Annotated in this window: 17 protein-coding genes; 7 read left to right on the top strand and 10 right to left on the bottom strand. The window is 67.2% G+C overall.

The features are described 5' to 3' along the window. Positions 1-35: 35 nt before the first annotated feature. Positions 36-1,175 carry a mechanosensitive ion channel family protein gene (locus tag JKF87_RS14915; RefSeq protein ID WP_201100674.1) on the top strand — a complete coding sequence of 380 codons (1,140 nt, stop codon included), beginning with the start codon at positions 36-38 and terminating at the stop codon, positions 1,173-1,175. Here the strand turns inward: JKF87_RS14915 and JKF87_RS14920 are convergent. From JKF87_RS14920 to JKF87_RS14940, 5 genes are all read right to left on the bottom strand, one after another. Further along, positions 1,144-1,566: a surface-adhesin E family protein gene (locus JKF87_RS14920; protein ID WP_201100675.1), complete on the bottom strand. Its 423-nt coding sequence runs from the start codon at positions 1,564-1,566 to the stop codon at positions 1,144-1,146. The genes JKF87_RS14915 and JKF87_RS14920 overlap by 32 nt on opposite strands. Then, entirely contained in the window at positions 1,563-5,000 is a 3,438-nt protein-coding gene (gene smc, locus JKF87_RS14925) for a chromosome segregation protein SMC (RefSeq protein WP_201100676.1), read from the bottom strand. The genes JKF87_RS14920 and smc overlap by 4 nt, the downstream gene beginning before the upstream one ends. 12 nt (positions 5,001-5,012) lie before the next feature. Next, on the bottom strand, positions 5,013-5,615 hold the full coding sequence (locus JKF87_RS14930) for a thioredoxin domain-containing protein (RefSeq protein ID WP_236261412.1): 603 nt from the start codon (positions 5,613-5,615) through the stop codon (positions 5,013-5,015). A 4-nt stretch (positions 5,616-5,619) separates the two neighbouring features. Further along, positions 5,620-6,264: a DsbA family protein gene (locus JKF87_RS14935; protein WP_201100678.1), complete on the bottom strand. Its 645-nt coding sequence runs from the start codon at positions 6,262-6,264 to the stop codon at positions 5,620-5,622. Between the two features lie 96 nt (positions 6,265-6,360). After that, positions 6,361-6,912, bottom strand: coding sequence for a DUF721 domain-containing protein (locus tag JKF87_RS14940; RefSeq protein ID WP_201100679.1), 552 nt, complete (start codon positions 6,910-6,912; stop codon positions 6,361-6,363). Positions 6,913-6,932: 20 nt separating this feature from the next. On the opposite strand from JKF87_RS14940, the gene mutY reads away from it, so the two are divergent. Beyond that, positions 6,933-7,967, top strand: coding sequence for an A/G-specific adenine glycosylase (gene mutY / locus JKF87_RS14945; RefSeq protein ID WP_201100680.1), 1,035 nt, complete (start codon positions 6,933-6,935; stop codon positions 7,965-7,967). Positions 7,968-7,974: 7 nt separating this feature from the next. Here the strand turns inward: mutY and JKF87_RS14950 are convergent, their stop codons facing one another. The 4 genes from JKF87_RS14950 to JKF87_RS14965 form a co-directional block, all read right to left on the bottom strand. Further along, entirely contained in the window at positions 7,975-10,122 is a 2,148-nt protein-coding gene (locus JKF87_RS14950) for an amylo-alpha-1,6-glucosidase (protein ID WP_201100681.1), read from the bottom strand. A gap of 127 nt (positions 10,123-10,249) precedes the next feature. Beyond that, positions 10,250-11,365, bottom strand: a complete 1,116-nt coding sequence (locus JKF87_RS14955; protein WP_201100682.1) for a glycosyltransferase family 4 protein — start codon at positions 11,363-11,365, stop codon at positions 10,250-10,252. Positions 11,366-11,492: 127 nt separating this feature from the next. Beyond that, positions 11,493-12,572 (bottom strand): site-specific DNA-methyltransferase, encoded by a 1,080-nt coding sequence (locus tag JKF87_RS14960; protein ID WP_201100683.1) that lies wholly within the window; start codon positions 12,570-12,572, stop codon positions 11,493-11,495. 96 nt (positions 12,573-12,668) lie between these two features. Continuing rightward, positions 12,669-14,750: a catalase gene (locus tag JKF87_RS14965; protein ID WP_201100684.1), complete on the bottom strand. Its 2,082-nt coding sequence runs from the start codon at positions 14,748-14,750 to the stop codon at positions 12,669-12,671. 163 nt (positions 14,751-14,913) lie between these two features. Here JKF87_RS14965 and murC point away from each other — a divergent pair, with 163 nt between their 5' ends. Next, a complete protein-coding gene (murC, locus tag JKF87_RS14970) occupies positions 14,914-16,356 on the top strand; it encodes a UDP-N-acetylmuramate--L-alanine ligase (protein ID WP_201100685.1) in 1,443 nt (480 codons plus the stop codon). 22 nt (positions 16,357-16,378) lie between these two features. On the opposite strand, the gene JKF87_RS14975 is transcribed toward murC, so the two are convergent. Next, the gene (locus JKF87_RS14975) at positions 16,379-17,059 is read right to left on the bottom strand and encodes a hypothetical protein (RefSeq protein WP_201100686.1); all 681 of its coding nucleotides are present in this window, start codon (positions 17,057-17,059) and stop codon (positions 16,379-16,381) included. 91 nt (positions 17,060-17,150) lie between these two features. Between JKF87_RS14975 and murB the strand changes: the two genes are divergently transcribed. The 4 genes from murB (at position 17,151) to ftsA (ending at position 21,350) form a co-directional block, all read left to right on the top strand. Next, positions 17,151-18,065, top strand: coding sequence for a UDP-N-acetylmuramate dehydrogenase (gene murB / locus JKF87_RS14980; protein WP_201100687.1), 915 nt, complete (start codon positions 17,151-17,153; stop codon positions 18,063-18,065). Positions 18,066-18,171: 106 nt separating this feature from the next. Further along, complete coding sequence (locus JKF87_RS14985; RefSeq protein ID WP_201100688.1) at positions 18,172-19,113, top strand: D-alanine--D-alanine ligase; 942 nt, start codon at positions 18,172-18,174, stop codon at positions 19,111-19,113. Then, on the top strand, positions 19,101-19,979 hold the full coding sequence (locus JKF87_RS14990; protein WP_201100689.1) for a cell division protein FtsQ/DivIB: 879 nt from the start codon (positions 19,101-19,103) through the stop codon (positions 19,977-19,979). Before JKF87_RS14985 ends, JKF87_RS14990 begins: the two co-directional genes overlap by 13 nt. 153 nt (positions 19,980-20,132) lie before the next feature. Then, complete coding sequence (gene ftsA, locus JKF87_RS14995) at positions 20,133-21,350, top strand: cell division protein FtsA (protein ID WP_236261425.1); 1,218 nt, start codon at positions 20,133-20,135, stop codon at positions 21,348-21,350. Positions 21,351-21,465 lie beyond the last annotated feature (115 nt).

Below are 21,465 nucleotides of genomic sequence, written 5' to 3' on the forward strand. Positions count from 1 at the left end.
GGAAAACCGTAAAGCTTGTGATGCGTTAGAGAGGCATGCCTCCCGAAGTCATCGCCCTGACCCGCCAAGTCCGCGCCCTGTGGCACCAGTTCGACTGGCTGCCGGAATGGGCTGTGATCCTGATCGTTCTGCTGGTCTTCGTCGGCGGCGGCTGGATCGTGCACAAGATCGCCTTCGAAATCCTGCGCCGGGTGGTGCGCAACAAGGATGTCTTCTGGCGCGGGGTGGTCGAGCGGGCGCGGATCAAGCTGCGCATCTTGACCATCATCATCGGCATAGGGATCGGGGTGACGGTGTCGCCGATGCACCCGGAGCCATCCGCCGACATCCGTTCGATCCTGCTGTTCCTGTCGATCCTGATCATGGGCTGGCTGGCGTCCGGGGTGCTGGACATGTGGACGGTGATGCACCTGAAGCGGTTCAACGTCGCCACGGAAGACAATCTGGTCGCCCGCAAACACCTGACCCAGACCCGCATCCTGCAGCGGGTGGCCAAGGTGGTTCTGTTCATCGTCACGGTCGGCCTGGCCCTGATGACCATCGCCGGGTTCCGACAGTGGGGCGTCAGCCTGCTGGCCTCGGCAGGCGTCGTCGGCATCATCGCCGGTCTGGCGCTTCAGCCCATCCTGACCAACATGGTGGCGGGCATCCAGATCGCCCTGACCCAGCCGATCCGCATCGACGACGCCGTGATCGTGGAGGGCGAGTGGGGCAATGTGGAGGAGATCACCTCGACCTATGTGGTGGTCAAGCTGTGGGACTGGCGCCGGATGGTGCTGCCCCTGTCCTATTTCATCACCAAGCCCTTCCAGAACTGGACGCGCGAGAACTCGCGCCTGCTGGGCGTGGCCTTCTTCTATGTGGACTATGAGGCGCCGGTGGACAAACTGCGCGTCGCCTATGAAGGCATCGTCCAGGCGTCGAAACACTGGGACGGCGAGGTGCAGGTGATGCAGGTGACCGACATCACCGAGCGGGTGCTGCAGCTTCGGTGCCTGGCCAGCGCGCGGTCCGCCGGGGTGGCTTTCGATCTGCGCTGCGAAATCCGCGAGAAGCTGATGGCCTATATGCGCGATCATTGCCGCGAGGCCCTGCCGCGGGATCGTCTGGAATGGCCGCAAGGGGAGGCGGTGGCGCGCCCGCCTATTCCGCCAGCGCCTGCTGACCCAGCCTGACGGCATCATCCAGCGACATTGTGTCGGTCGGCTTCTGGCTTGCGCAGGCGACGGCCAGAAGCTCGGCGGCATCCCCGCCCGGTGCGGCAGGATAGGCGGGGGCGTTATCCGGCGTGGCGGGGCCTTCGGTTCCGTCGGCGCGCAGGGAGGAAAAGTCTAGCCGGTCCGCCGTCATGGCCCGGCAGTCGAACGCCCACCGTGACCAGCCCCCGACATAGAGAACGTCGCCGACCTTGAACCCCGTTTCGGTCACCTGAAGCTCGCGCATCCGGGCGATGTCGCCGTCGCGTGCGATGGAGTTCACATCGGCATAGATGGCGAAGCGGCCGACGCCGACGGGCACCAAAGCAGGACTGGGATCGGCCAGCAAGGCCAGCATCAGGGTGATCATGCGACCAGGGTCTCGGCTTGATTCAGGTCCACGCTGACCAGCTGGCTCATGCCGCGTTCGGGCATGGTGACGCCGTACAGGCGGTCCATCCGGCTCATGGTCACCGGATTGTGGGTGATGACGATGAAGCGGGTGTCGGTGCGCGAGCGCATTTCGTGCAGCATCCGGCAGAAGCGGTCGACGTTGGCGTCGTCCAGCGGGGCGTCCACCTCGTCCAGCACGCAGACGGGCGCCGGGTTGGCCAGGAAGACGCCGAAGATCAGGGCCGCCGCCGTCAGGGCCTGCTCGCCGCCGCTCATCAGCGACATGACCGACAGGCGCTTGCCGGGCGGGCAGGCGTAAATCTCCAGACCCGCCTCTAGCGGATCGTCGCTTTCGACCAGTTTCAGTTCGGCCTGGCCGCCGCCGAACAGGGCCTCGAACAGGGTCTTGAAGTTGGTGTTGATGACATCGAAGGCGGCGACCAGACGTTCGCGGCCCTCGGCGTTCAGCTCGTCGATCCCGTCGCGCAGCTTGGCGATCGCCTGGGTCAGGTCGATGCGCTCGGACTTCATGCTCTGCAGGCGGTCGCCGTATTCCACGGCCTCGTCCTCGGCGCGCAGGTTGACGGCGCCCAGGGCTTCGCGCTCGCGCTCCAGTCCGTAAAGCAGGTTCTCGGCCCCCGCCGCATCCGGCGGGCGGGCGATGGCGTCGTCGGTCAGCTTCTGGCCCAGCTCCTCCGGCGACATCTGGGCGGTGTCTCGGACGGTGGCTTCCGCTTCGGTCAGTTTTTCGGCGGCGGCCTCGGCGCGGGCGGCCAGTCCGGCGCGGGCCTCGCGGGCCTGCGACGCAGCGGTGTCGGCGGCGCGTGAGGCGCGGTCTGCGTCGCCCGCCGTCGTGTCGGCCAGGGCCATCGCGTCGGACGAGGCCTGTTTACGCTGCTCGGCCGCAGTCAGCGTGTCCAGCAGCTTGGCGCGCTGTTCGGCGAAGCCCTGCGGCGCGACCTCGGCCTGTTTCAGCAGGGCGGCGGTCTTTTCGGCGTCTTTCGCTAGGGCCGTGATGCGGGCGGTGCTGTCTTTCGAGCGGCTGACCCAGCCGTCGCGCGCGCGGTTCAGGCCGCCCAGGCGCTGTTCGCGGCCCTGACGGTCGCGGGCCTCGGCGTCGCGATCGGAGCGGGCCGTCTGGGCGGCGGTGCGGGCCGCATCCGCGGCGGATCGGGCGGCGGTCAGCTCGTCACGCAGACCGGCGACGGTTTCGGACGGAGCGTCGACGCCTTGCGCGGCTTCCAGAGCGGCGCGGGCCTCGGCCACCTCGACGTCGAGGCGGGTCACAGTGTCGTCCAGCGCCTGCGCCCGGGCTTCGCGGCGGGTCTGTTCGCGGGCCAGGTTCTCGACGCGGTCGCGGGCGGCGGTCACGGCCTTGTCGGCGGCGAAGGGTTTCAGGCGGGCGGCCTTCACCGCTTCCTCGGCGGCGCGGAAGGCGTCGGTGGCGGATTTCTGGGCCGCTTGGGCCTGATCCAGCGCCGGCTTGCCCTTGTCGATTTCGGCTTCCAGTTCGGCCAGGCGCGTGCGCTGCGCCAGACGGACGGCGGCGGGGCGCGGCGCCTCGGCGCGGCTGACGAAACCATCCCAGCGATAGAGGTCGCCCTCGGTCGTCACCAGACGGGCGCCGGGCGGCAGAGCCTGCGCCAGTTGCGCGGCCTCAGCCCTGGCCGCGACGCCGCACAGGGCGAGCCGGGCGGTCAACTGATCCGGGGCCTGCACATGGGCCGACAAAGGCGTGACGCCCGCAGGCCATGTGGGAACTGGCGCATCCGCCCCGCCCCAATAGGCGGCGGCGCGGGCGTCCAGCGCGGCGTCCAGATCGTCGCCCAGGGCGGCGGCGAGGGCGGCTTCATAGCCTTTGTCGGCGCGCACCCTGTCCAGCGCAGGCGGGTGGTCGCGCTTGCCAGTGACCAGCAGTTGGGCCAAACCCCGCGCCTCGGTCTGCAGGCGGCCCAGACGGTCCTCGGCTGCGCGGGCGGCGGTGCGGGCGTCCTGCTCCGTGCGGGCCAATTCGCCGCGTCGAGCCTCGGCGGCCTCGACGGCTTCGCGGGCGGCGGACAGATCGGCCTGCGCCGTCTCCAGCGCCTGACGGGCCGTCTCCAGTTCTGGCGTCTCCAACGGACCCAGGGCCTCACGTTCGCGCCTGGCCTGGTCGAACTGGCCGGTCACGCGCGACAGGCGGGCCTCGGCGTCGCGTTTGCGCGCGGCCTCGGCGGCAGCGCGGGCCTCAACGGCGGCCAGGGTTCCGGCCAGACGCTCGACCTCGGCGTCGGCGGCCTTGCGCGAGTCCTCGGCGGCGGCCAGCGCCTTGTCCAGTTCGGGGCCGCGCTCGGGTGCTGCGGCGATCTCGGCCTTCAATCGGGTCAGTTCATGATCCAGCCGATCCAGTTCGCGTCTGGCGTCGGCGGCCATATTGTCTTCGCGTTCAGCGTCGGCGGCGATGCGGGCGGCCTCGGCCTTCAGCCGGTCCACCTCGGCCCGGGCGGCCTGTTCTGCCATGTCCAACCGGTCGCGCTCCAGACTGGCGCGGTGCAGCAGGGCGGAGGCGACGGCGTCCTCCTCCCGCGCGGGCTTAAGGGCTTCCTGAGCGGCGAGTGCAGCGGTTTGGGCCGCGGCGGCGGCGGTCGTGGTTTCGGCAACGGCGCGGTCGGCGTCGCGCAGTTCGGCGGCGGCGGCCTCGGCAGCCAGCCTGGCGTCGTTCCAGCGGACGTACAGCAAGGCGGCCTGCAGGGCGCGGATCTCGGCGGAGATCTTCTTGTATTTCTCGGCCTGCCGCGCCTCGCGCTTCAGGCGGTTCAGCGCCGTCTCCAGTTCGCGGCCGATGTCGTCCAGGCGCTCCAGATTGGTCTCGGCGGCCTTCAGGCGCAGTTCGGCCTCATGCCTGCGGGTGTGCAGACCGGCGACCCCGCCCGCCTCTTCCAGAATGCGACGACGGTTCTGGGGCTTGGCGGCGATCAGTTCCGAAATCTGGCCCTGACGCACCAGGGCGGGCGAGTTGGCGCCGGTCGAGGCGTCGGCGAACAGCAGCTGGACGTCGCGGGCGCGGACCTCCTTGCCGTTGATGCGATAGGTCGAGCCCTGGCCCCGGTCGATGCGGCGCGACACCTCCAGAATTGGGCTGTCGGTGAAGGGCTGGGGCGCGCGGCGTTGGGCGTTGTCGATGGTCAGCTGGACTTCGGCATGACTGCGCGGGGGTCGTCCCGCAGCGCCTGCGAAGATGACGTCGTCCATGCCCTGGCCGCGCATGGCCTTGGCCGAGTTGGCGCCCATGACCCAGCGCAGGCTTTCAAGGACGTTGGATTTGCCGCAGCCGTTCGGCCCGACGATCCCGGTCAGGCCGGATTCAATATGCACTTCCGCCGGGTCGACGAACGACTTGAAGCCGACGAGCCGGAGGCGCTGGAACTGCATGGACCTAGAGCGTCACCGACGCAGCAGCGGGTCGATGGCGGCGGACAGGCCCGCAAAGGACACGTCCGTGACCCGGCGGCCATTGACGAACAGGGCAGGCGTGCCGTCGACGCCAGCCGCGACGGCGCCGTTCACCTGAGCCTCCAGTGCGGCGGCGGTGGCCGGCTCGTTGAGGCAGGCGCTGATCTCGTCCCGCGTGCGGCCCGACGCCGCCACCCCGCGTTCGAAATAGGGGCCGGTTCCCGTCGTCGGCAGGGCCGATTGGGCGGCGAAGAAGGCGTCGATGGTGGCGAAGAACTTGCCCGGCGCGGCGCACTGGGCCACGCCTGCAGCCGCCTGTGCGACATTGACCGGCGGCGTCGGCAGGGTGCGATAGACGAAACGCACCTCGCCCCGGTCGATGTAGCGGGCCTTGAGTGCAGGCAGGACGTGGTCATGCCAGTCCGCGCAGTGCGAACAGGTCAGCGAGGCGTATTCGATGACCGTGACCTTGGCCGTGGACTGGCCCAGGACATGGTCCGCCGCCGTCACCGGCGGCGGAGGCGCGTCGGCGGCAAAGGCAGGCGCCGCCACAAGGGCGAGAGCAACCGACAGTCCCGTCAACGCGCGCTTCATCATCTTACTTGGCCAGGGCTGCGTCGATGGCGGCCGACAGGTCGGCCAGGCTGGCGCCTTCGCCGCCCGGCGAGATCACCTGGGTGTCGTTGACGTAGAAGGCCGGGGTGCCGGTCACGCCCTGGGCCCGGGCGGCCTGAACGCGCTTCTCCATGGCGGCGACGGCGTTCTTGTCCGTGACGCACTGGTTGAACTGCTCTTCCGACAGGCCAGCCGCCTGGGCGGTGCGCAGCAGCCATTCGCGCGGCGAGGTGGTGATCATCTCCTGCTGAGTCTTCATCAGCTGGTGGACGACGTCGAAATACTTGTCCGGGCCGGCGCAGCGCGCGACCAGGAAGCCGGCGGTGGCGGCGTCGACCGGCGGGGTCGGCAGTTCGCGGAAGATGTAGCGGACCTTGCCCGTGTCGACATATTTGGCCTTGAACGCCGGGTAGGTGTTCTCTTGCCAGATGGCGCAGTGCGGGCAGGTGACCGAGGCGTATTCGACCACGGTGACCTTGGCGCCTTCAGCCGCGCCCTGGGCCATGTCGCCTTCAGCCGCGCCCTTGGCGCCGCCGCCGCAGGCGGCCAGGGCCATGGTCGCCATGGCGGCGCCGGTGATGGCCGCGCGGCGGCTCATGCGGGCGAAGCGTGATTCAGTCTGGGCCATGTGACTTCCTTGATCGGAGCGTTGCCGGATGATCGCGCGATTCCCCTGGAACAACGCAATCCATGATTAGTCGAGAACAGGTGCGGCGAAGTTTTGTCAATCTTGACTGTTTGGGCGCGACATCGCCGCACGGCCCAACTTGGCCAGGGCGGCCTTCAGTTCGTCAGGCGCGGAGGCGATGGAGGCGGCCAGGTCGGCCTCTGCGGCGGCGGACAGGGGCGGGGGCTTGGGCGCGCGTTTGGGGCGTTCGATGGCCTTGACCGGCGGCTTGATCGGCCCCTGGGCGATGCGCAGCTTGCCCACGGTTCCTTCGCCCAGGAACAGGTTCACCTTGGCCAGGATTTCCTCGGACTGGTGCTGGACCAGCAGGGCGGCGGCGCTGACGACGCGAAGCTCCAAAATGCCGGGCTGGCCCGCGCGGCCCTTGATGATGTTCTTGGGCGAGGTGATCCGCGCCAGCCGTTCGCCGACAATCTCGATCCACAACGGCTCCAGGGCGCTGGCGCTGCGTCCGAACTGGGCGTCCAGCTTCTTGATCAGGGGCGTCAGGGCCTTGCCCGCGCGGGGCGCGACGCGGGGCACCGGGCGGGTGCGGCGGCGAGACAGAATCTCGCGGACCTCGGCGTCTGTGGGCAGGGTGCGGCGCATAGGCCTATATAGCCCGACCGATGCCTGACGTCTCCCTGATCCGATCTGAACTGCTCGCCTGGTACGACGCCCACGCGCGAAGCCTGCCGTGGCGCGCGCCGCCGGGGGCGGGGACGCGGACCGAACCTTATCGCGTCTGGCTGTCCGAGGTGATGCTGCAGCAGACGACAGTGCCGCACGCCACGCCCTATTTCCATGATTTCACCCGCCGCTGGCCGACGGTGTCGGACCTGGCCGCCGCGCCGGATGCAGAGGTGATGGCGGCGTGGGCTGGGCTTGGCTATTACGCCCGCGCTCGAAACCTGCTGGCCTGCGCGCGGGCGGTGGCCAGCGACCACGGCGGGGTGTTCCCGGATACGGAGGCCGGGCTGCTGGCCCTGCCCGGCGTGGGCGCCTACACCGCCGCTGCCGTGGCCTCGATCGCCTTCGACCGCGCGGCCAATGTGGTGGACGGCAATGTCGAGCGGGTGATGGCGCGGCTGTTTGCGGTCGAGACGCCGCTGCCCGCCGCAAGGCCGGAACTGAAGCGGCTGGCGGGTCAATTCATTACGGATGACCGACCCGGCGATTGGGCGCAGGCGCTGATGGATCTGGGGGCGACGGTGTGTCGTCCCAAGTCGCCGACATGCGGCGTCTGTCCTTTGACCGATCAGTGTCTAGGCTTTGCGGGCGGTGCGCCTGAGCGATTTCCGATCAAGACGAAGAAGGCCGAGCGGCCGCATCGTCAGGGCGTGGCCTTCGTGATGATCGACGCCGAGGGGCGGGTGGCGCTGGAGCGACGGCCGGACAAGGGGCTGCTGGGCGGCATGATGGGCCTGCCCACCAGCGATTGGTCCGCCAGCCCGACGGGCGCCCCGCCTGTCGCCGCCGACTGGCGCGAGGCCGGGGCGGTGGAGCACGTCTTCACCCATTTCAGCCTGACCCTGAGCGTGCGGACGGCGCGGGTAGAAGGCGGCGGCGACTATGAATGGATGACCGTCGAGGCGGCGCGCGCCGCCTTGCCGACCGTCTTCGCCAAGGCGCTGGACCGGGCGGGCGAACCGGCCCTGATCTGAACGGACCTCAGCGCAGGGTCCGCACCGACAGATTGCCGCGCTTGTGCCTGGGCACGACCACGGCCCGACCGTCCACATGGCGGAAGTTCAGATCGACGATGGCGTCGCCGATCTCCAGGCCTGTGATGTCCAGCCGCTCCAGCCCTGACGGCAGGACCGGATCGGTCATGTTGATGGTTCCGCTCCAGGCGTCGATGGACAGGCCCAGCGAGGCCTGCAGCATCAGAAAGACGGACCCCGCCGCCCAGGCTTGCGGCAGGCAGGCGACCGGATAGGCGATGGGCGGCTCGCCCGGCTCACGCGGGAAGCCGCAGAACAGTTCGGGCAGGCGCAGGTGGAAATGGGCGGCGGCGGCGTAGATTTCGGCCAGAATCTCGGCCACGGCGGCGCGCTCGCCGTAACCGGCCATGCCGGCCGCCGCCATGGCCGTGTCGTGAGGCCAGACCGAGCCGTTGTGATAGCTCATCGGATTGAACCGCGCCTGGCCCAGCTCCAGCGTGCGGATGCCCCAGCCGGTGCGGAACTCGGCGGTCAGCAGGCGTTTGGTGACGCGCCGTGCGCGCTCCACCGACGGCAGGCCGGTGAACAGCAGATGTCCCGCATTGGAGGCGATGGCGCGGCACTGCTGGCCGTCGCCATCCAGGGCGATGGCGTAGAAGCCTTCGTCCTCCATCCAGAACTGATCCTCAACCAGTTGGCGGACCTGTTCGGCGCGCGCCCGCCAGTCGGCGGCGCGGTCGTCGCCCAGCCGCTCGCCCAGATCGCCCAGCGCCTTCCAGGCCGCGAAGGCGTAGCCCTGGACCTCCAGCAGAGCGATGGGGCCCTTGGGAAAATGGCCGTCGGCGTGGAAGATCGAATCTTCTGAATCCTTCCACCCCTGGTTCGACAGGCCCGTGTCGGCGCCGCGCTGATAGTCGATCAGGCCGTCGCCGTTGCTGTCGCCATAGTCGCGCATCCATTCAGACGCCGCGATCAGATTGGGCCACAACTTGCGGATCAGGTTCAGGTCGCCCGTGCGGTTGGCGTAGGCGCCCGCCAGCGCCACGAACAGGCAGGTGGTGTCCACGCCGCCGTAGTAGAGGGCGAACGGCACCTCATGCAGGGCGCTCATCTCGCCGCCGCGCGTCTCGTGCATGATCTTGCCGGGCTGGCTGTCCTGATAGAGCGAGGTTTCGGTCGCCTGTCGGCTGGCCAGATAGGTCAGGACCCCCTTGGCCAGGGACGGGTCCAGCCACAGCATCTGCCAGGCGGCGATGATGCCGTCACGCCCGAAGGGGGTCGAGAACCAGGGCGTGCCTGCATAGGGATAGGGGCCTGTCGGCAGGTCGGTGGTCAGCAGGGCCATGTCGGCGCGCGACTGATCCAGCCAGTCGTTGAAGCGGGGACTGCGCGGGCCGCGCACCGAGGCGCCGCGTCGACGCTTCGCCCGCATGGCGATCCGGGCATGGACGGCGTTGAGCCGCCAGCGCTGCGCGTCCGGCGCCTCGCAGGCGTCCAGACCGCACTCGACATAGAGGTCCACGGTCTTGCCCTTGGGCAGGCTGAACATGAACTCGGCGCGCTGGCCGGTCAGGCGCGCAGGCGGTTCAGAGAAGGACAGGCAACTGTGGCGCTCCACCTTGTCGAGGCCGGTGTAGCGGAAGGTGACGCGGCGCCCGTCCATGGTCGGCGCATGGACCGTTCCCCGCCTGGCCCGAGGCGTGCCGCGCACCTGGAAGATGTCGGCGAAGTCGACGCCGAAATCGAAGGCCAGCGGCAGCAGGACGTCCTCCATGCCGTGATTGACCATCTGGATGCGCTCGAACATCCGTTCGTCCCACAGGAAGCGCCGCCGCTCGATATGCAGCACGCCCGCCGGCGCAGAGCGCCCGCCCATCGGGGGCAGGGGGCGGTTGGTCGAATGGCAGGAGAAGAAGACATTGTCCTGACTGACGCCCGAGGACAGGCGCGACGGCCGCGCCAGACCGACTGTCATGACCCAGCGCGACAGGACGCGGGTGTCGTGGGCGAACAATCCGTCCGCCCCGCCCTTCATGTCGCCCCAGCCGTCGGCGACCAGAAAGACATCGCCTTCCTTCAGGGCCATCAGCTGTTCGAGGCCAGAGGCCTCAACGGTTTCACCCGCCGTCATCTGGGTGGAATAGGCGTCGTCCATCAGGTCTCTCCGCCGTTATTGAGGCCTTGGCCGAGCGTTTCATCCAAATGCGGCGCTGACGGGCCGCTTGATCATTCAAATGAAACAGGCGGCTGAGGGTTCATCCTCGCCGCCCGATTTTCGAGCTTCACGCGCGGGTGGTGAAGCTGCGCTCTTCCTTCAGGGGGCGGATAGGGCGGACGACATCCGGCAGGGGCGGCTCTGCAAAGGGACGTCGGGCCAGCAGGTCGCCGTAAACATCCAGATAGCTGCGCGCCATGGCGGTGGACGAAAAGCGCAGGTCAAAGCGCGCGCGCACCGTCTCGCGGTCCAGCAGGCGGGTCCGGTCCGTGGCGGCGACGGCCTGTTCAAGCGTATCCACCAGGAAGCCGGTCCGTCCGTCCTCGATGATCTCGGGCGTCGAGCCGCAGCGGAAGGCGACCACCGGGGTGCCGCAGGCCATGGCCTCGATCATGACCAGACCAAAGGGCTCGGGCCAGTCGATGGGAAACAACAGGGCGTCCGCGCCGCCCAGGAAGGCCGACTTCTGGTGGTCGCCGATTTCGCCGATGAATTCGATCAGGGGGTTGTCCTGGATCAATGGGCGGATCGTCTCCTCCCAATACAGCTTGTCGGCGGCGTCGACCTTGGCGGCGATCTTCAGGCGCCGGCCCAGCTTGGTGGCGATCTCGATGGCGCGGTCGGGGCGTTTCTCCGGCGAGATGCGGCCCAGGAAGGCCAGATAGCCCTGGGACTTGGCCGAAAACTGATAGTGGTCGGCGGGCATGCCGTGGTGGACGGTCGCCTTCCAGTTGGCGAAATGCAGCGGCTGTCTCTGGTTGTCGGAGATGGAGACCAGTCCGAAATCACTCCAGCGCGCATAGACGGCGGGCAGGTCCTTCATGTCCAGACGCCCGTGCAGGGTGGTTATGGTCTTGTCCGCCCACGGCTGGAAAACCGGGAAGTGGATCATGTCGGTGTGGAAGTGGATGACGTCGAACTCATCGACGCGGTCCAGCACCTCGCCCAGCATCGACAGGTGCGCGGCCAAATCGGACTTTAGCGGGGCGGGGTCCAGGCGGATGGCCTGATCGCGAACGGGGACCAGCCGCGCCCGTGTCTGGGCGTCGGCGCTGGCGAACAGGGTCACATCGTGACCCAGGTCGACAAGGGCGTCCGTCAGGTGCGCGACGACGCGCTCGGTCCCTCCGTAAAGCTTGGGAGGGACAGCCTCATACAGCGGCGTGACCTGGGCGATCTTCATGATGTGGTGCTCCGGCCTGCGGGAGCAGACCGTTGGCATCAACGAAGATCAGACTGTCACGTTCCTCCGCATCCCGGTGAATTGCGGAAGTAGGGTTTTCAGTTTTTCTGTCGCGGGCGGGGCGCCGTCACTGCATTCCGGCGCGGATTTCGGCGCGCAGGGCGTCAATGGATTTCAGGCCCTGATCAGTTTTGAAGCGCCAGTAGGTCCAGCCGTTGCAGGCCGGGGCGTTCTCCATCAGGGCGCCCAGCTTGTGGATCGAGCCGGTCAGGTCGCCGTGGATCAGCGAGCCGTCGGCGCGGACGCGGGCCTCGCGGTCGCCCTTGGGCGTATAGAGGCGGTCGCCGGGCTGCAGCAGGCCGGCCTCGACCAGGGCGCCGAACGGCACCTTGGGCTCGTCGCGCTTGGAGCCCATGACCTTCAGGTCTTCCAGGGCGGCGGGAATGACGGCGGCGATGCGTTTTTCAGCTACGTCGGCATAGGTTTCATCACGCTCGATGCCGATGAAATGACGACCCAGACGCTTGGCCGCAGCGCCGGTGGTGCCGGTGCCGAAGAAGGGGTCCAGAACCACGTCGCCGGGGCGGGTCGCCGACATCAGCACGCGGTGGAGCAGGGCCTCGGGCTTCTGCGTCGGATGGGCCTTCTTGCCGTCGGCGTCCTTGATCCGCTCTTCGCCGGTGCACAGGGCGAAAGTCCAGTCCGAACGCATCTGGGTGTCTTCGTTGAAGGCCTTCAGCGCGTCATAGTTGAAGGTGTAGCGCTTCTGCTCACGCGACCGCGCGGCCCAGATCAGGGTCTCGTGGGCGTTGGTGAAGCGGGTGCCCTTGAAGTTCGGCATCGGGTTGGACTTGCGCCAGATGATGTCGTTCAGCACCCAGAAGCCCAGGTCCTGGATCGCTGCGCCCAGACGGAAGACGTTGTGATACGAGCCGATCACCCAGATCGAGCCTTCCGGCTTCAGCACGCGGCGGCATTCCGCCAGCCAGGCGCGGGTGAAGGCGTCGTATTCGGCGAAGCTGCCGAACTTGTCCCAGTCGTCATCGACCGCATCGACCTTGGAGTTGTCGGGACGCAGCAGGTCGCCGCCCAGCTGCAGATTATAGGGCGGGTCGGCGAAGACCATGTCCACCGAAGCGTCAGGCAGGCTTCTCAGCACTTCGATGCAGTCGCCGCGGTGAACGACGTCGGTCTTCAGATCGGACATGGAAAGGCGGCCCCGAAACAAACAGAGCCATCATGGTGAATCGTTACGGTTAAGGCGGAGTAACCGACGCGAAAGATCGCGTCGGTTTCCATTCTGTCAGGCCAGCATCCGCACCTTGGGCTCGCGGTCCCACTGCCGCGTGCGGGCCGGTTCGATGAAGCCCTTCGCCGATTGGGCGATGTCGACGACGCCGTCGTCAGGCTCGACGCCTGCCTTGTCCAGCAGCGGTTGGGCCTGAGGCGTGAAGCCGACGGCCTTCAGGTGACCGAAGGCGTCCTTGGCGAAATCGACGGCGGCCCCTTCCTTCAGCAACTGCGCGCAGCCGTCGTCGGACAGGATGATGGCCACCGCGTCGAACAGGACCGAGGGACTGCCGGCCAACTGGCCATCGGCCGCCAGGGTCGACCCGTCCGCCAGCTTGGCCCCGCCGATCTTGGGCGCGACGATGAAGACAGAGCCGCCGTCGCCCTCAACCGCCTTGCGTACTGACGACACGACGGCGCCGTCCGAGCCGTCCGCGACCAGTATGGCGACCTTTCGGCCCTTCAGCGTGTCCGGGTACTTGCCCAGGATGCGCAGGGCAGGCGACGGCTCCAGATCGACCGGCGCGACCGCGGGGGAAGATGCCTTGGGCAGCGGCAGGTTCAGGCCGTTGGCGACACGTTTGGCCAGGTCTTCATCGACGTTCCTCAGATTGCCCAGGATGCGCTGACGCACATGGTCCAGCGAAACCTTGGACAGTTCGAAAACGATGGCGCTGGCCAGGTGGGCCTGTTCGGGCGCGGTCTGTGAGCGGAAGAACAGACGCGCCTGGCTGTAGTGGTCGGCGAAGGTTTCGGCGCGCAGGCGGACCTTCTCACCCTCGACCGCAATGGGGGCGGTGCGGAAACCGCCCTTGGGATCTTCGCGCGGCCCGCCGTCCTCGCCGTTTTCGGCCAGACTGTTCGGTTCGTAATTGGCGCGGCCCTTGAAGACCTGGGTCTGCATATGACCGTCGCGCTGGAAGTTCTGGAACGGACAACCCTTGGCCTGATTGATCGGGATCTGGTGGAAGTTGACCGTGCCCAGACGCGACAGCTGGGTGTCCTGATAGGAGAACAGCCGCCCCTGCAGCAGCGGGTCTTCGGAGAAGTCGATGCCCGGGACGATATTGGTCGGCAGGAAGGCCGCTTGTTCCGTCTCGGCGAAGAAGTTGTCCGGGTTGCGGTTCAGCACCATGCGGCCGATGATGCGGATCGGGTGATCCTCTTCCGGGACCAGCTTGGTCGGGTCCAGGATGTCAAAGGGCAGGGCGTCGGCTTCGGCCTGACTGAACAACTGGACGCCGAACTCCCATTCGGGGAAGTCGCCCTGGGCGATGGCTTCATAGAGGTCGCGGCGGTGGTAGTCGGGATCGGCGCCTGCGATCTTGACCGCCTCGTCCCAGCAGGTCGACTGGGTCCCCAGCTTGGGCCGCCAGTGGAATTTGACGAAGGTCGGCGTGCCCTCGGCGTTGATCAGGCGGAAGGTGTTGACGCCGAAGCCTTCCATCATCCGCAAGCTGCGCGGGATGCCCCGGTCGGACATGGCCCACATCAGCATATGGGTGCTTTCCGGCATCAGGCCGATGAAGTCCCAGAAGGTGTCATGGGCGCTGGCGGCCTGGGGATAGCCCTTGTCCGCCTCCATCTTCACCGAATGGATCAGGTCGGGGAATTTGATCGCGTCCTGAATGAAGAAGACGGGGATGTTGTTGCCGACTAGATCCCAGTTGCCCTCGACTGTATAGAATTTGACCGCGAAGCCGCGCACGTCACGCGGCGTGTCCACCGATCCGGCGCCGCCTGCGACGGTGGAGAAGCGGGTGAACAGTTCGGTCTTCTTGCCCACCTCGGTCAGGATTTTCGCCGTCGTGAACTCGGCCAGGCTGTCGGTCAGTTCAAAAAAGCCATGGGCGGCCGAGCCGCGGGCGTGGACGATGCGCTCGGGAATGCGCTCATGGTCGAAATGCTGGATCTTTTCGCGGAGGATGAAGTCCTCAAGCAGGGTCGAACCGCGCGTCCCCGCCTTCAGCGAATTCTGATTGTCGCTGATCGGTGCCCCATGATTGGTGGTGGTGCGGGCCTCAGGCGCAGAGGCGGTCTGATGCAGTTCCCCGCCATCACCCGCGGTCGCTTCCGTGATCTTCCTGGTCGTCATGAAAACCTCCCTGTCATCATGGATATGTGCAGAGCGAACGCGGCCGGGCCGCAATGGTCCCAGCGTCACGGAAGAAACTTCGGGGGACACGGACCAACAGAAAAGTTCGCGCCTAAGGCGCGGCGCTCTTCGCAGGGGCCAAGACGGCGTCTAAGAGGCTTGGATGATCGCACGCCTACGCCCCGTCCCCTTTGATCTTGGCCCAGTCCATTTTGTCGGCATCGGCGGCATAGGCATGAGCGGCATCGCCGAGATCATGTTGAAGATCGGCTATTCGGTTCAGGGTTCGGACGCCAAGGCCAGCGCCAACACCGAACGGCTGGAGCAACTGGGCGCGAAAATCTTCATCGGCCATGACGCCGCCCATGTGGGCGAGGGCGTTTCGGCGGTGGTCTATTCCACGGCGGTCAAGGCGACCAACCCGGAGATGATGGCGGCGCGCGAGCGTCGGATCCCACTGGTGCGGCGCGCCGAGATGCTGGCCGAGCTGATGCGGCTGCAGTTCTCGGTGGCGGTCGGCGGCACGCACGGCAAGACTACGACGACATCCATGGTCGCGGCCTTGCTGGATGCGGGCGGTCTGGACCCCACCATCGTCAACGGCGGCATCATCAACGCCTATGGCACCAATGCGAAAGTCGGCGACGGCGACTGGATCGTGGTCGAGGCGGATGAATCGGACGGCAGCTTCCTGCGTCTGAAGTCGACGGTGGCCATCGTCACCAACATCGACCCCGAGCATCTGGACCACTACGGCGACTTCGAAGGGGTGCGGAAAGCCTTCATCGATTTCGTCGAGAACATCCCCTTCTATGGTTTCGCCGCCGTCTGTCTGGACCACCCGGAGGTGCAGCGTCTGGTCGCCGCCATCGATAATCGGCGTCTGGTGACCTATGGCGTCAATCCTCAGGCCATGGTGCGGGCCGAGAATATCGACATGGGGCCGGACGGCTGCCGGTTCGACGTGGTCTTCCAGGGCGCGGGCGCCGAAGCCGACGAGACGCGGATCGAGGGACTGCACCTGCCGATGGCGGGCGGCCACAACGTCGCCAACGCGCTTGCCGCCATCGCCGTGGCGCGTGAACTGGATGTGGCCGATGACGCTATCAAGACCGGTCTGGCCGGATTCGGCGGGGTCAAGCGTCGCTTCACCACCACGGGCGTGGTCAACGGCGTGCGGATCGTCGACGACTACGGCCACCACCCGGTCGAGATCGCCGCTGTTCTGAAGGCCGCGCGTCAAGTGGCCCAGAACGCCGATGGTTCGGGCCGCGTCATCGCCGTCGTCCAGCCGCACCGGTACACCCGCCTGCGCGACCTGATGGAAGAGTTCTCCACCTGCTTTTCCGACGCGGATTCCGTGATCGTCGCCGACGTCTATCCGGCAGGCGAAGCGCCGCTGGAGGGGGTGGACAAACATGCGCTGGTCGAGGGCGCGCGCCGCTTCGGCCACCGCTCGGTCCAGCCGCTGGAAAGCGTGCAGGCCCTGCCGGGCGTGATCGCTGAGGAAGCCCGGCCGGGCGATCTGGTCGTCCTGCTGGGTGCAGGCGACATCACCGCCTGGGCCTATGCCCTGCCGGGACAACTGGAGGCGCTGAAGGGCTGAGCGGTCTGCGCGCTGTCTTAACTCACGCCAGGAACCGCAGGATCATGTGTCCGGCGATGAAGGTCAGGAAGCCGACGCAGACATAGGCTGTGGCGAACGAGAACAGCCATTCCTGACGATCCTGCAGCCGCAGGATTTCGTCGGCGTCGGCACCGCCCTTCTGGATCAGCTTCTTGTCCGCATCGACGAAGGGGAAGATCAGCGCCAGGGTGATCGCCATCGGCAGATAGATGATGACCAGCGTGGCCAGGGTGGTGAATGAACTGCGCCCTGCGCTGAACCGGGAGAGAAAGGCGTTCAGCCCCTCCTGATGGCCGATCGGCACATAGATCGCGAGCAAGGACGCGATGCCGATCACATAGAAGACGGCGTAGAGGGCGATCTGCCCCCGCGTCTTGGCGGTGCGCGGCGGCGGGGCGTGGGGTTCAGAGCCGATGACTGGCATTCTGTCGCCGATCTGCATCTCGCCCGACGCCAGCTTGCGCCGGATGGCCCAGAAATAGCGGTAGAAGGCGCGGTGCAGGATCGGCAGGCCGATGAAGGCCAGCAGCGCGGCCAGCATGAAATTCAGCACCGCATTGGATGATATGGCCCCAGCGCCGTGATTGTAGGCCAGGACCGAAAGGCCGATCCAGCCCAGCAGCAATACAGCCGTCAGCGCCATGCTGAGCGCGATGATCTTGAGCGCGGAGAGCAGTTTCATCCCGCGTCTTTAGGCGACGCCGCGCGGTGCAGGCCAGTGTGCAGGACGCGGCCTCTTTGATTTCCATGCCGACGCCGCTATCGGAGCAGACATGACCTGGCGTGATGATCTCCCTTCCGTGCGTGGCAAGCTGTTGCGCGATGAGCCTCTGGCGCCCTTCACCTGGTTCCGCGTGGGCGGGACGGCGGAACTGCTGTTCATTCCCGCCGACGCCGATGATCTGGCGGACTTCCTGAAGGGGCTGGACGCCTCCGTGCCGGTGACGGTGCTGGGCGTCGGGTCCAACGTCATTGTGCGTGACGGCGGGGTCGAGGGCGTTGTGATCCGTCTGGCCGGGCGTCCGTTCGCGGGCGTGACGGCGGAAGGCGACACCATCACGGCGGGCGCAGGCGCGCTGGATTCCATGGTGGCCCGCGCCTCGGCCAAAGCGGGAATCGCGGGGCTGGAGTTCTATGCCGGGATACCCGGAACCATCGGCGGCGCCCTGACGATGAATGCAGGCTGCTACGGCGCCGAGACCAAGGATGTGCTGGTGTCGGCCTGGGGTCTGACGCGGACGGGGAAACGGGTCGATTATACGCTGGCCGACTTCGGCTACACCTATCGTCATTCCGAAGCGCCCGCCGACATCATCTGGATCGAGGCCGTCTATCGCGGAACACCCGATGCGCCCGACGCTGTCGCCGCACGGATCAGCGAGATCACCAGCCGTCGCGAAACCACCCAGCCGATCCGTGAAAAGACCGGCGGTTCAACCTTCAAGAACCCGCCCGGCCATTCGTCGTGGAAGCTGGTCGACGAGGCGGGCTGGCGCGGCAAGCTGCATACGGAAACCGGGGGAGGGGCCATGTTCAGCGACCTGCACTCCAACTTCATGATCAACCCCGGCGAAGCCACCGCCGCTGACATCGAAGGCCTGGGCGAAGCTGTTCGCGCCGATGTGCTGCTGAAGACCGGCGTTCAACTGGACTGGGAGATCAAACGCATCGGCCGCAGGGTCGTCTGAAGTCGCTGCGCGTTCCTTTTCGCGAACATCGAATTTGAGCGGCGGGGCGATAAGGTTGATGACCTGTTAAGGACATTTGTTGCATCGGTTCCTGCTGGAGCCACGCATGACCCGTCCTTTCCAAGATCTGCATGTCGCCGTCCTGATGGGCGGTCTTTCCGCCGAGCGCGAAGTGTCGCTGTCGTCTGGCGAACAGTGCGCCCGGGCGCTGGAGCGGCAGGGCGTGCGCGTCAGCCGCGTGGACGCGGGGCGTGACCTGGCCAATGTGCTGGCCGGCCTGATTAAGCCTGACGTGGTGCTGAACTGCTTGCACGGCGCCTGGGGCGAGGACGGCTGTGTTCAGGGCGTTCTGGAAACGCTGAAAATCCCCTACACCCATTCCGGCGTGCTGGCCTCGGCCCTGGCGATGGACAAGGACAAGTCCAAGGCCGTGCTGCGGGCTGCAGGCGTCAAGGTGCCGGGCGGTGGTTTGTTTGACCGTCATGAGGTCGCCAGCCGCCACGTCATCGACCCGCCCTATGTCATCAAGCCGAACGCCGAGGGCTCATCCGTCGGCGTCTTCCTGGTGCCCGAAGGCGCCAACCGCCCTCAGGCCGAGGTCGGCGCCTCCGACTGGGCTTATGGCGAACAGGTGATGGTAGAGCCCTATATCGCGGGCAAGGAACTGTGCGTCACCGTGATCGGAGAGGCGACGGGTCCGCGCGCCCTGACCGTGACCGACATCACCCCGACCAAGGGCTTCTATGATTATGAAGCCAAATATGCGCCCGGGGGCTCGGTCCATGTGCTGCCTGCAGTGCTGCCCGCCCATGTGTTCGAGACGGCGCTGCGTCAGGCCGAGCTGGCCCATGCTGCAATGGGTTGCCGAGGGGTTTCCCGGTCCGACTTCCGTTATGACGATGTTAAGGACGATCTCGTTCTACTGGAGGTCAACACTCAGCCCGGCATGACCCCGACCTCGCTCGCGCCAGAGCAGGCCGCCTATTCCGGAATGAGCTACGAAGACCTGGTTCGGTGGATGGTGGAGGACGCCTCATGCCCGCGGTAGTTCGCGGCGGTCGGCGACAGAATTCTCAAGGCCCCAAGGGCGCAGGCTCCGGCGGGGGCGGGCGTTCGCGCGGCGGCTCTCAGAATGCGTCCGCCATCCCCGGAAAGATGGCCGCCATCGGCCGGATCGACGTTTCGCCTCGCACCATGATCATCGCCCTGGCGAGCGGCGCCGTGTTGTTGGGCGTGGTTCTGGCGACGGGCGCGCGGGCCGAACGTATCGGCGCCTCCTTCTCGCACGGCGTCGACAATCTGACGGCCAGCATGGGCCTGACGCTGAACCGGGTGCATATCACCGGCGCCACGGCCGAGGCCGAACCCGACATCCGCCGCGCGCTGGACCTGCACGCAGGACAGCCGATCACCAGTCTGGATCTGGATGCGATCCGCGATCGCGTCCAAGCGGTGGGCTGGGTCAAGGAGACGCGTGTCGTTCGCCTGCTGCCCGACACCCTGATTGTCGAGATCAAGGAGCATGACCGCCTGGCCGTCTGGCAGGAGGCTGGTCAGATCAAGGTGATCGACTCCCGGGGCCAGGTGATCACCGGCGCAGACGCGCGTCGTTATCCCAATCTGCCGCTGGTGGTGGGCAAGGGCGCCGACGTGGCCGCCGGGGACATCCTGCCGCTGTTGAACCAGCGTCCGCGCCTGATGGGCCGGATCGACGCCCTGGTCCGCGTGGACGAGCGCCGCTGGGACCTGCGGCTCAAGGACGGCAGTCTGATCCAACTGCCTGCGACGGAACAGGAGGCGGCCCTGATCCGCCTCGATGCGCTGGATCAGCGCGAACGCCTGCTCGACCTGGGCTTCGCCCGCGTCGATTTGAGAACTCCCGACGAGGTCGCCGTGCGACCCGCCGGCGCCTGAGACGAGACTGGGATGAAGACGACGATGGCGGGCAAGCAGGGCGGCAAGGGCGGCAAAGGTGGTGATCGCGGGGCGTCTCTGGACCCGCGCGCCGGACGCGCGCCTGTAGTGGCGGCGCTGGACCTGGGCCAGTCCAAGGTCTCCTGCTTCATCATGAAGCCCGACGGTGTGCGTCACGCCGACCGCACCATCCGCGTTGCGGGCGCCAGCCACGTCCAGTCCAAGGGCATCCGGGGCGGGGCCATCATCAATATGGACGAGGCCGCCCAGGCCATCGGCCATGCCGTCGAACGCGCCGAACGCGCGGCGCAAAGCCCTGTGTCCGGCGTCGTCGTCACGACGGCCATCGGCCAGATGGCCAGTCACCGGGTGCAGGCCCGTGTCTCTTTGGGCGCAAACCCCGTAGGCGATGCCGATCTGGCCCGCGCCATCGGCATGGCCCTAGCCCAGATCCGCCTGCCCAATCGCCGCCCGATCCACGTCCTGCCGATCGGGTGGTCCGTGGATGGCGCGCGTGGCGTGCATGATCCGCGCTCGATGCGGGGCGGCTCGCTCGGTCTGGACCTGCTGGTCGTTTCGATGGCCGAGAATGTGTTCACGACCCTGAGCCATTGCCTCGAACTGGCGCACCTGGACCTGCAGGGCGTCGCCGCGGCACCGGTCGTTTCATCCCTGGCCGCGCTGGAAGAGGATGAGATGGATCTGGGCGCCGTCTGCATCGACATGGGCGGCGGCTCGACCAGCGCCGCCGTCTGGGGTGGGCGCTCTCTGCTGCACATCGAAAGCCTGAATGTGGGCGGGGATCATGTCACCTCCGACATCGCCCGCGGCCTGTCGACGTCCAAGGTCGGCGCTGAACGCCTGAAGACCCTGCACGGCTCGGCCATGGCCAGCGCCAACGAAGACCGTGAAATGCTGGAGGCCCCGCCGCGCGGCGAAGACGCCTCGGCTGGCCCGGTCATCGTACCGCGCGCCATGCTGAAGACCGTGATCGCCCCCCGCGTCGAGGAAACGCTCGAACTGCTTCGCGACCGTCTGAAAGCCGCTGGCGTCGGCCTGGAGCCGGGTGCAGGCCTGGTCCTGACCGGCGGCGCCAGCCAACTGAACGGCGTGCGTGAACTGGCCGTGCGCGTCTTCGACCGCCCTGTCCGTCTGGGCAAACCGCAGCGCGCCCCCCACCTGGCCGACGCCGCCTCCGGTCCCGCCTTCTGCGCCACCGCCGGCGTCCTCCTCCGCGCCGCCTACGGCCCCCGCGAAGCCGTGTCGGCCCGCAAGCTGATGGCGAGGCAGATCACAGCGGCGGATGCGCCGCGCGTCCACCGCGGCAATGTCGTTGGCCGCGTCGCAGGCTGGTTGCGGGACAACCTGTAGGTGGTATTTTCAGCAAAAGTTTCCGTCAGCCGCTGAATGTGAAACGACGTTCATTTTGTCGTTTTTTCGCCTTTTAGCCCTCGTCGCTCCACGCGAAAATGCTGTGCCGCATTTT

The organism is Brevundimonas nasdae, from assembly GCF_016654005.1.
In the GTDB taxonomy this organism is placed as follows: Bacteria; Pseudomonadota; Alphaproteobacteria; order Caulobacterales; family Caulobacteraceae; genus Brevundimonas; species Brevundimonas nasdae.

Coding starts and splice junctions, on each gene's coding strand:
- JKF87_RS14915 (WP_201100674.1), top strand. CDS start 36: ATGCCTCCCGAAGTCATCGCCCTGACCCGCCAAGTCCGCGCCCTGTGG.
- JKF87_RS14920 (WP_201100675.1), bottom strand. CDS start 1,566: ATGATCACCCTGATGCTGGCCTTGCTGGCCGATCCCAGTCCTGCTTTG.
- smc (WP_201100676.1), bottom strand. CDS start 5,000: ATGCAGTTCCAGCGCCTCCGGCTCGTCGGCTTCAAGTCGTTCGTCGAC.
- JKF87_RS14930 (WP_236261412.1), bottom strand. CDS start 5,615: ATGAAGCGCGCGTTGACGGGACTGTCGGTTGCTCTCGCCCTTGTGGCG.
- JKF87_RS14935 (WP_201100678.1), bottom strand. CDS start 6,264: ATGGCCCAGACTGAATCACGCTTCGCCCGCATGAGCCGCCGCGCGGCC.
- JKF87_RS14940 (WP_201100679.1), bottom strand. CDS start 6,912: ATGCGCCGCACCCTGCCCACAGACGCCGAGGTCCGCGAGATTCTGTCT.
- mutY (WP_201100680.1), top strand. CDS start 6,933: ATGCCTGACGTCTCCCTGATCCGATCTGAACTGCTCGCCTGGTACGAC.
- JKF87_RS14950 (WP_201100681.1), bottom strand. CDS start 10,122: ATGGACGACGCCTATTCCACCCAGATGACGGCGGGTGAAACCGTTGAG.
- JKF87_RS14955 (WP_201100682.1), bottom strand. CDS start 11,365: ATGAAGATCGCCCAGGTCACGCCGCTGTATGAGGCTGTCCCTCCCAAG.
- JKF87_RS14960 (WP_201100683.1), bottom strand. CDS start 12,572: ATGTCCGATCTGAAGACCGACGTCGTTCACCGCGGCGACTGCATCGAA.
- JKF87_RS14965 (WP_201100684.1), bottom strand. CDS start 14,750: ATGACGACCAGGAAGATCACGGAAGCGACCGCGGGTGATGGCGGGGAA.
- murC (WP_201100685.1), top strand. CDS start 14,914: ATGATCGCACGCCTACGCCCCGTCCCCTTTGATCTTGGCCCAGTCCAT.
- JKF87_RS14975 (WP_201100686.1), bottom strand. CDS start 17,059: ATGAAACTGCTCTCCGCGCTCAAGATCATCGCGCTCAGCATGGCGCTG.
- murB (WP_201100687.1), top strand. CDS start 17,151: ATGACCTGGCGTGATGATCTCCCTTCCGTGCGTGGCAAGCTGTTGCGC.
- JKF87_RS14985 (WP_201100688.1), top strand. CDS start 18,172: ATGACCCGTCCTTTCCAAGATCTGCATGTCGCCGTCCTGATGGGCGGT.
- JKF87_RS14990 (WP_201100689.1), top strand. CDS start 19,101: ATGCCCGCGGTAGTTCGCGGCGGTCGGCGACAGAATTCTCAAGGCCCC.
- ftsA (WP_236261425.1), top strand. CDS start 20,133: ATGAAGCCCGACGGTGTGCGTCACGCCGACCGCACCATCCGCGTTGCG.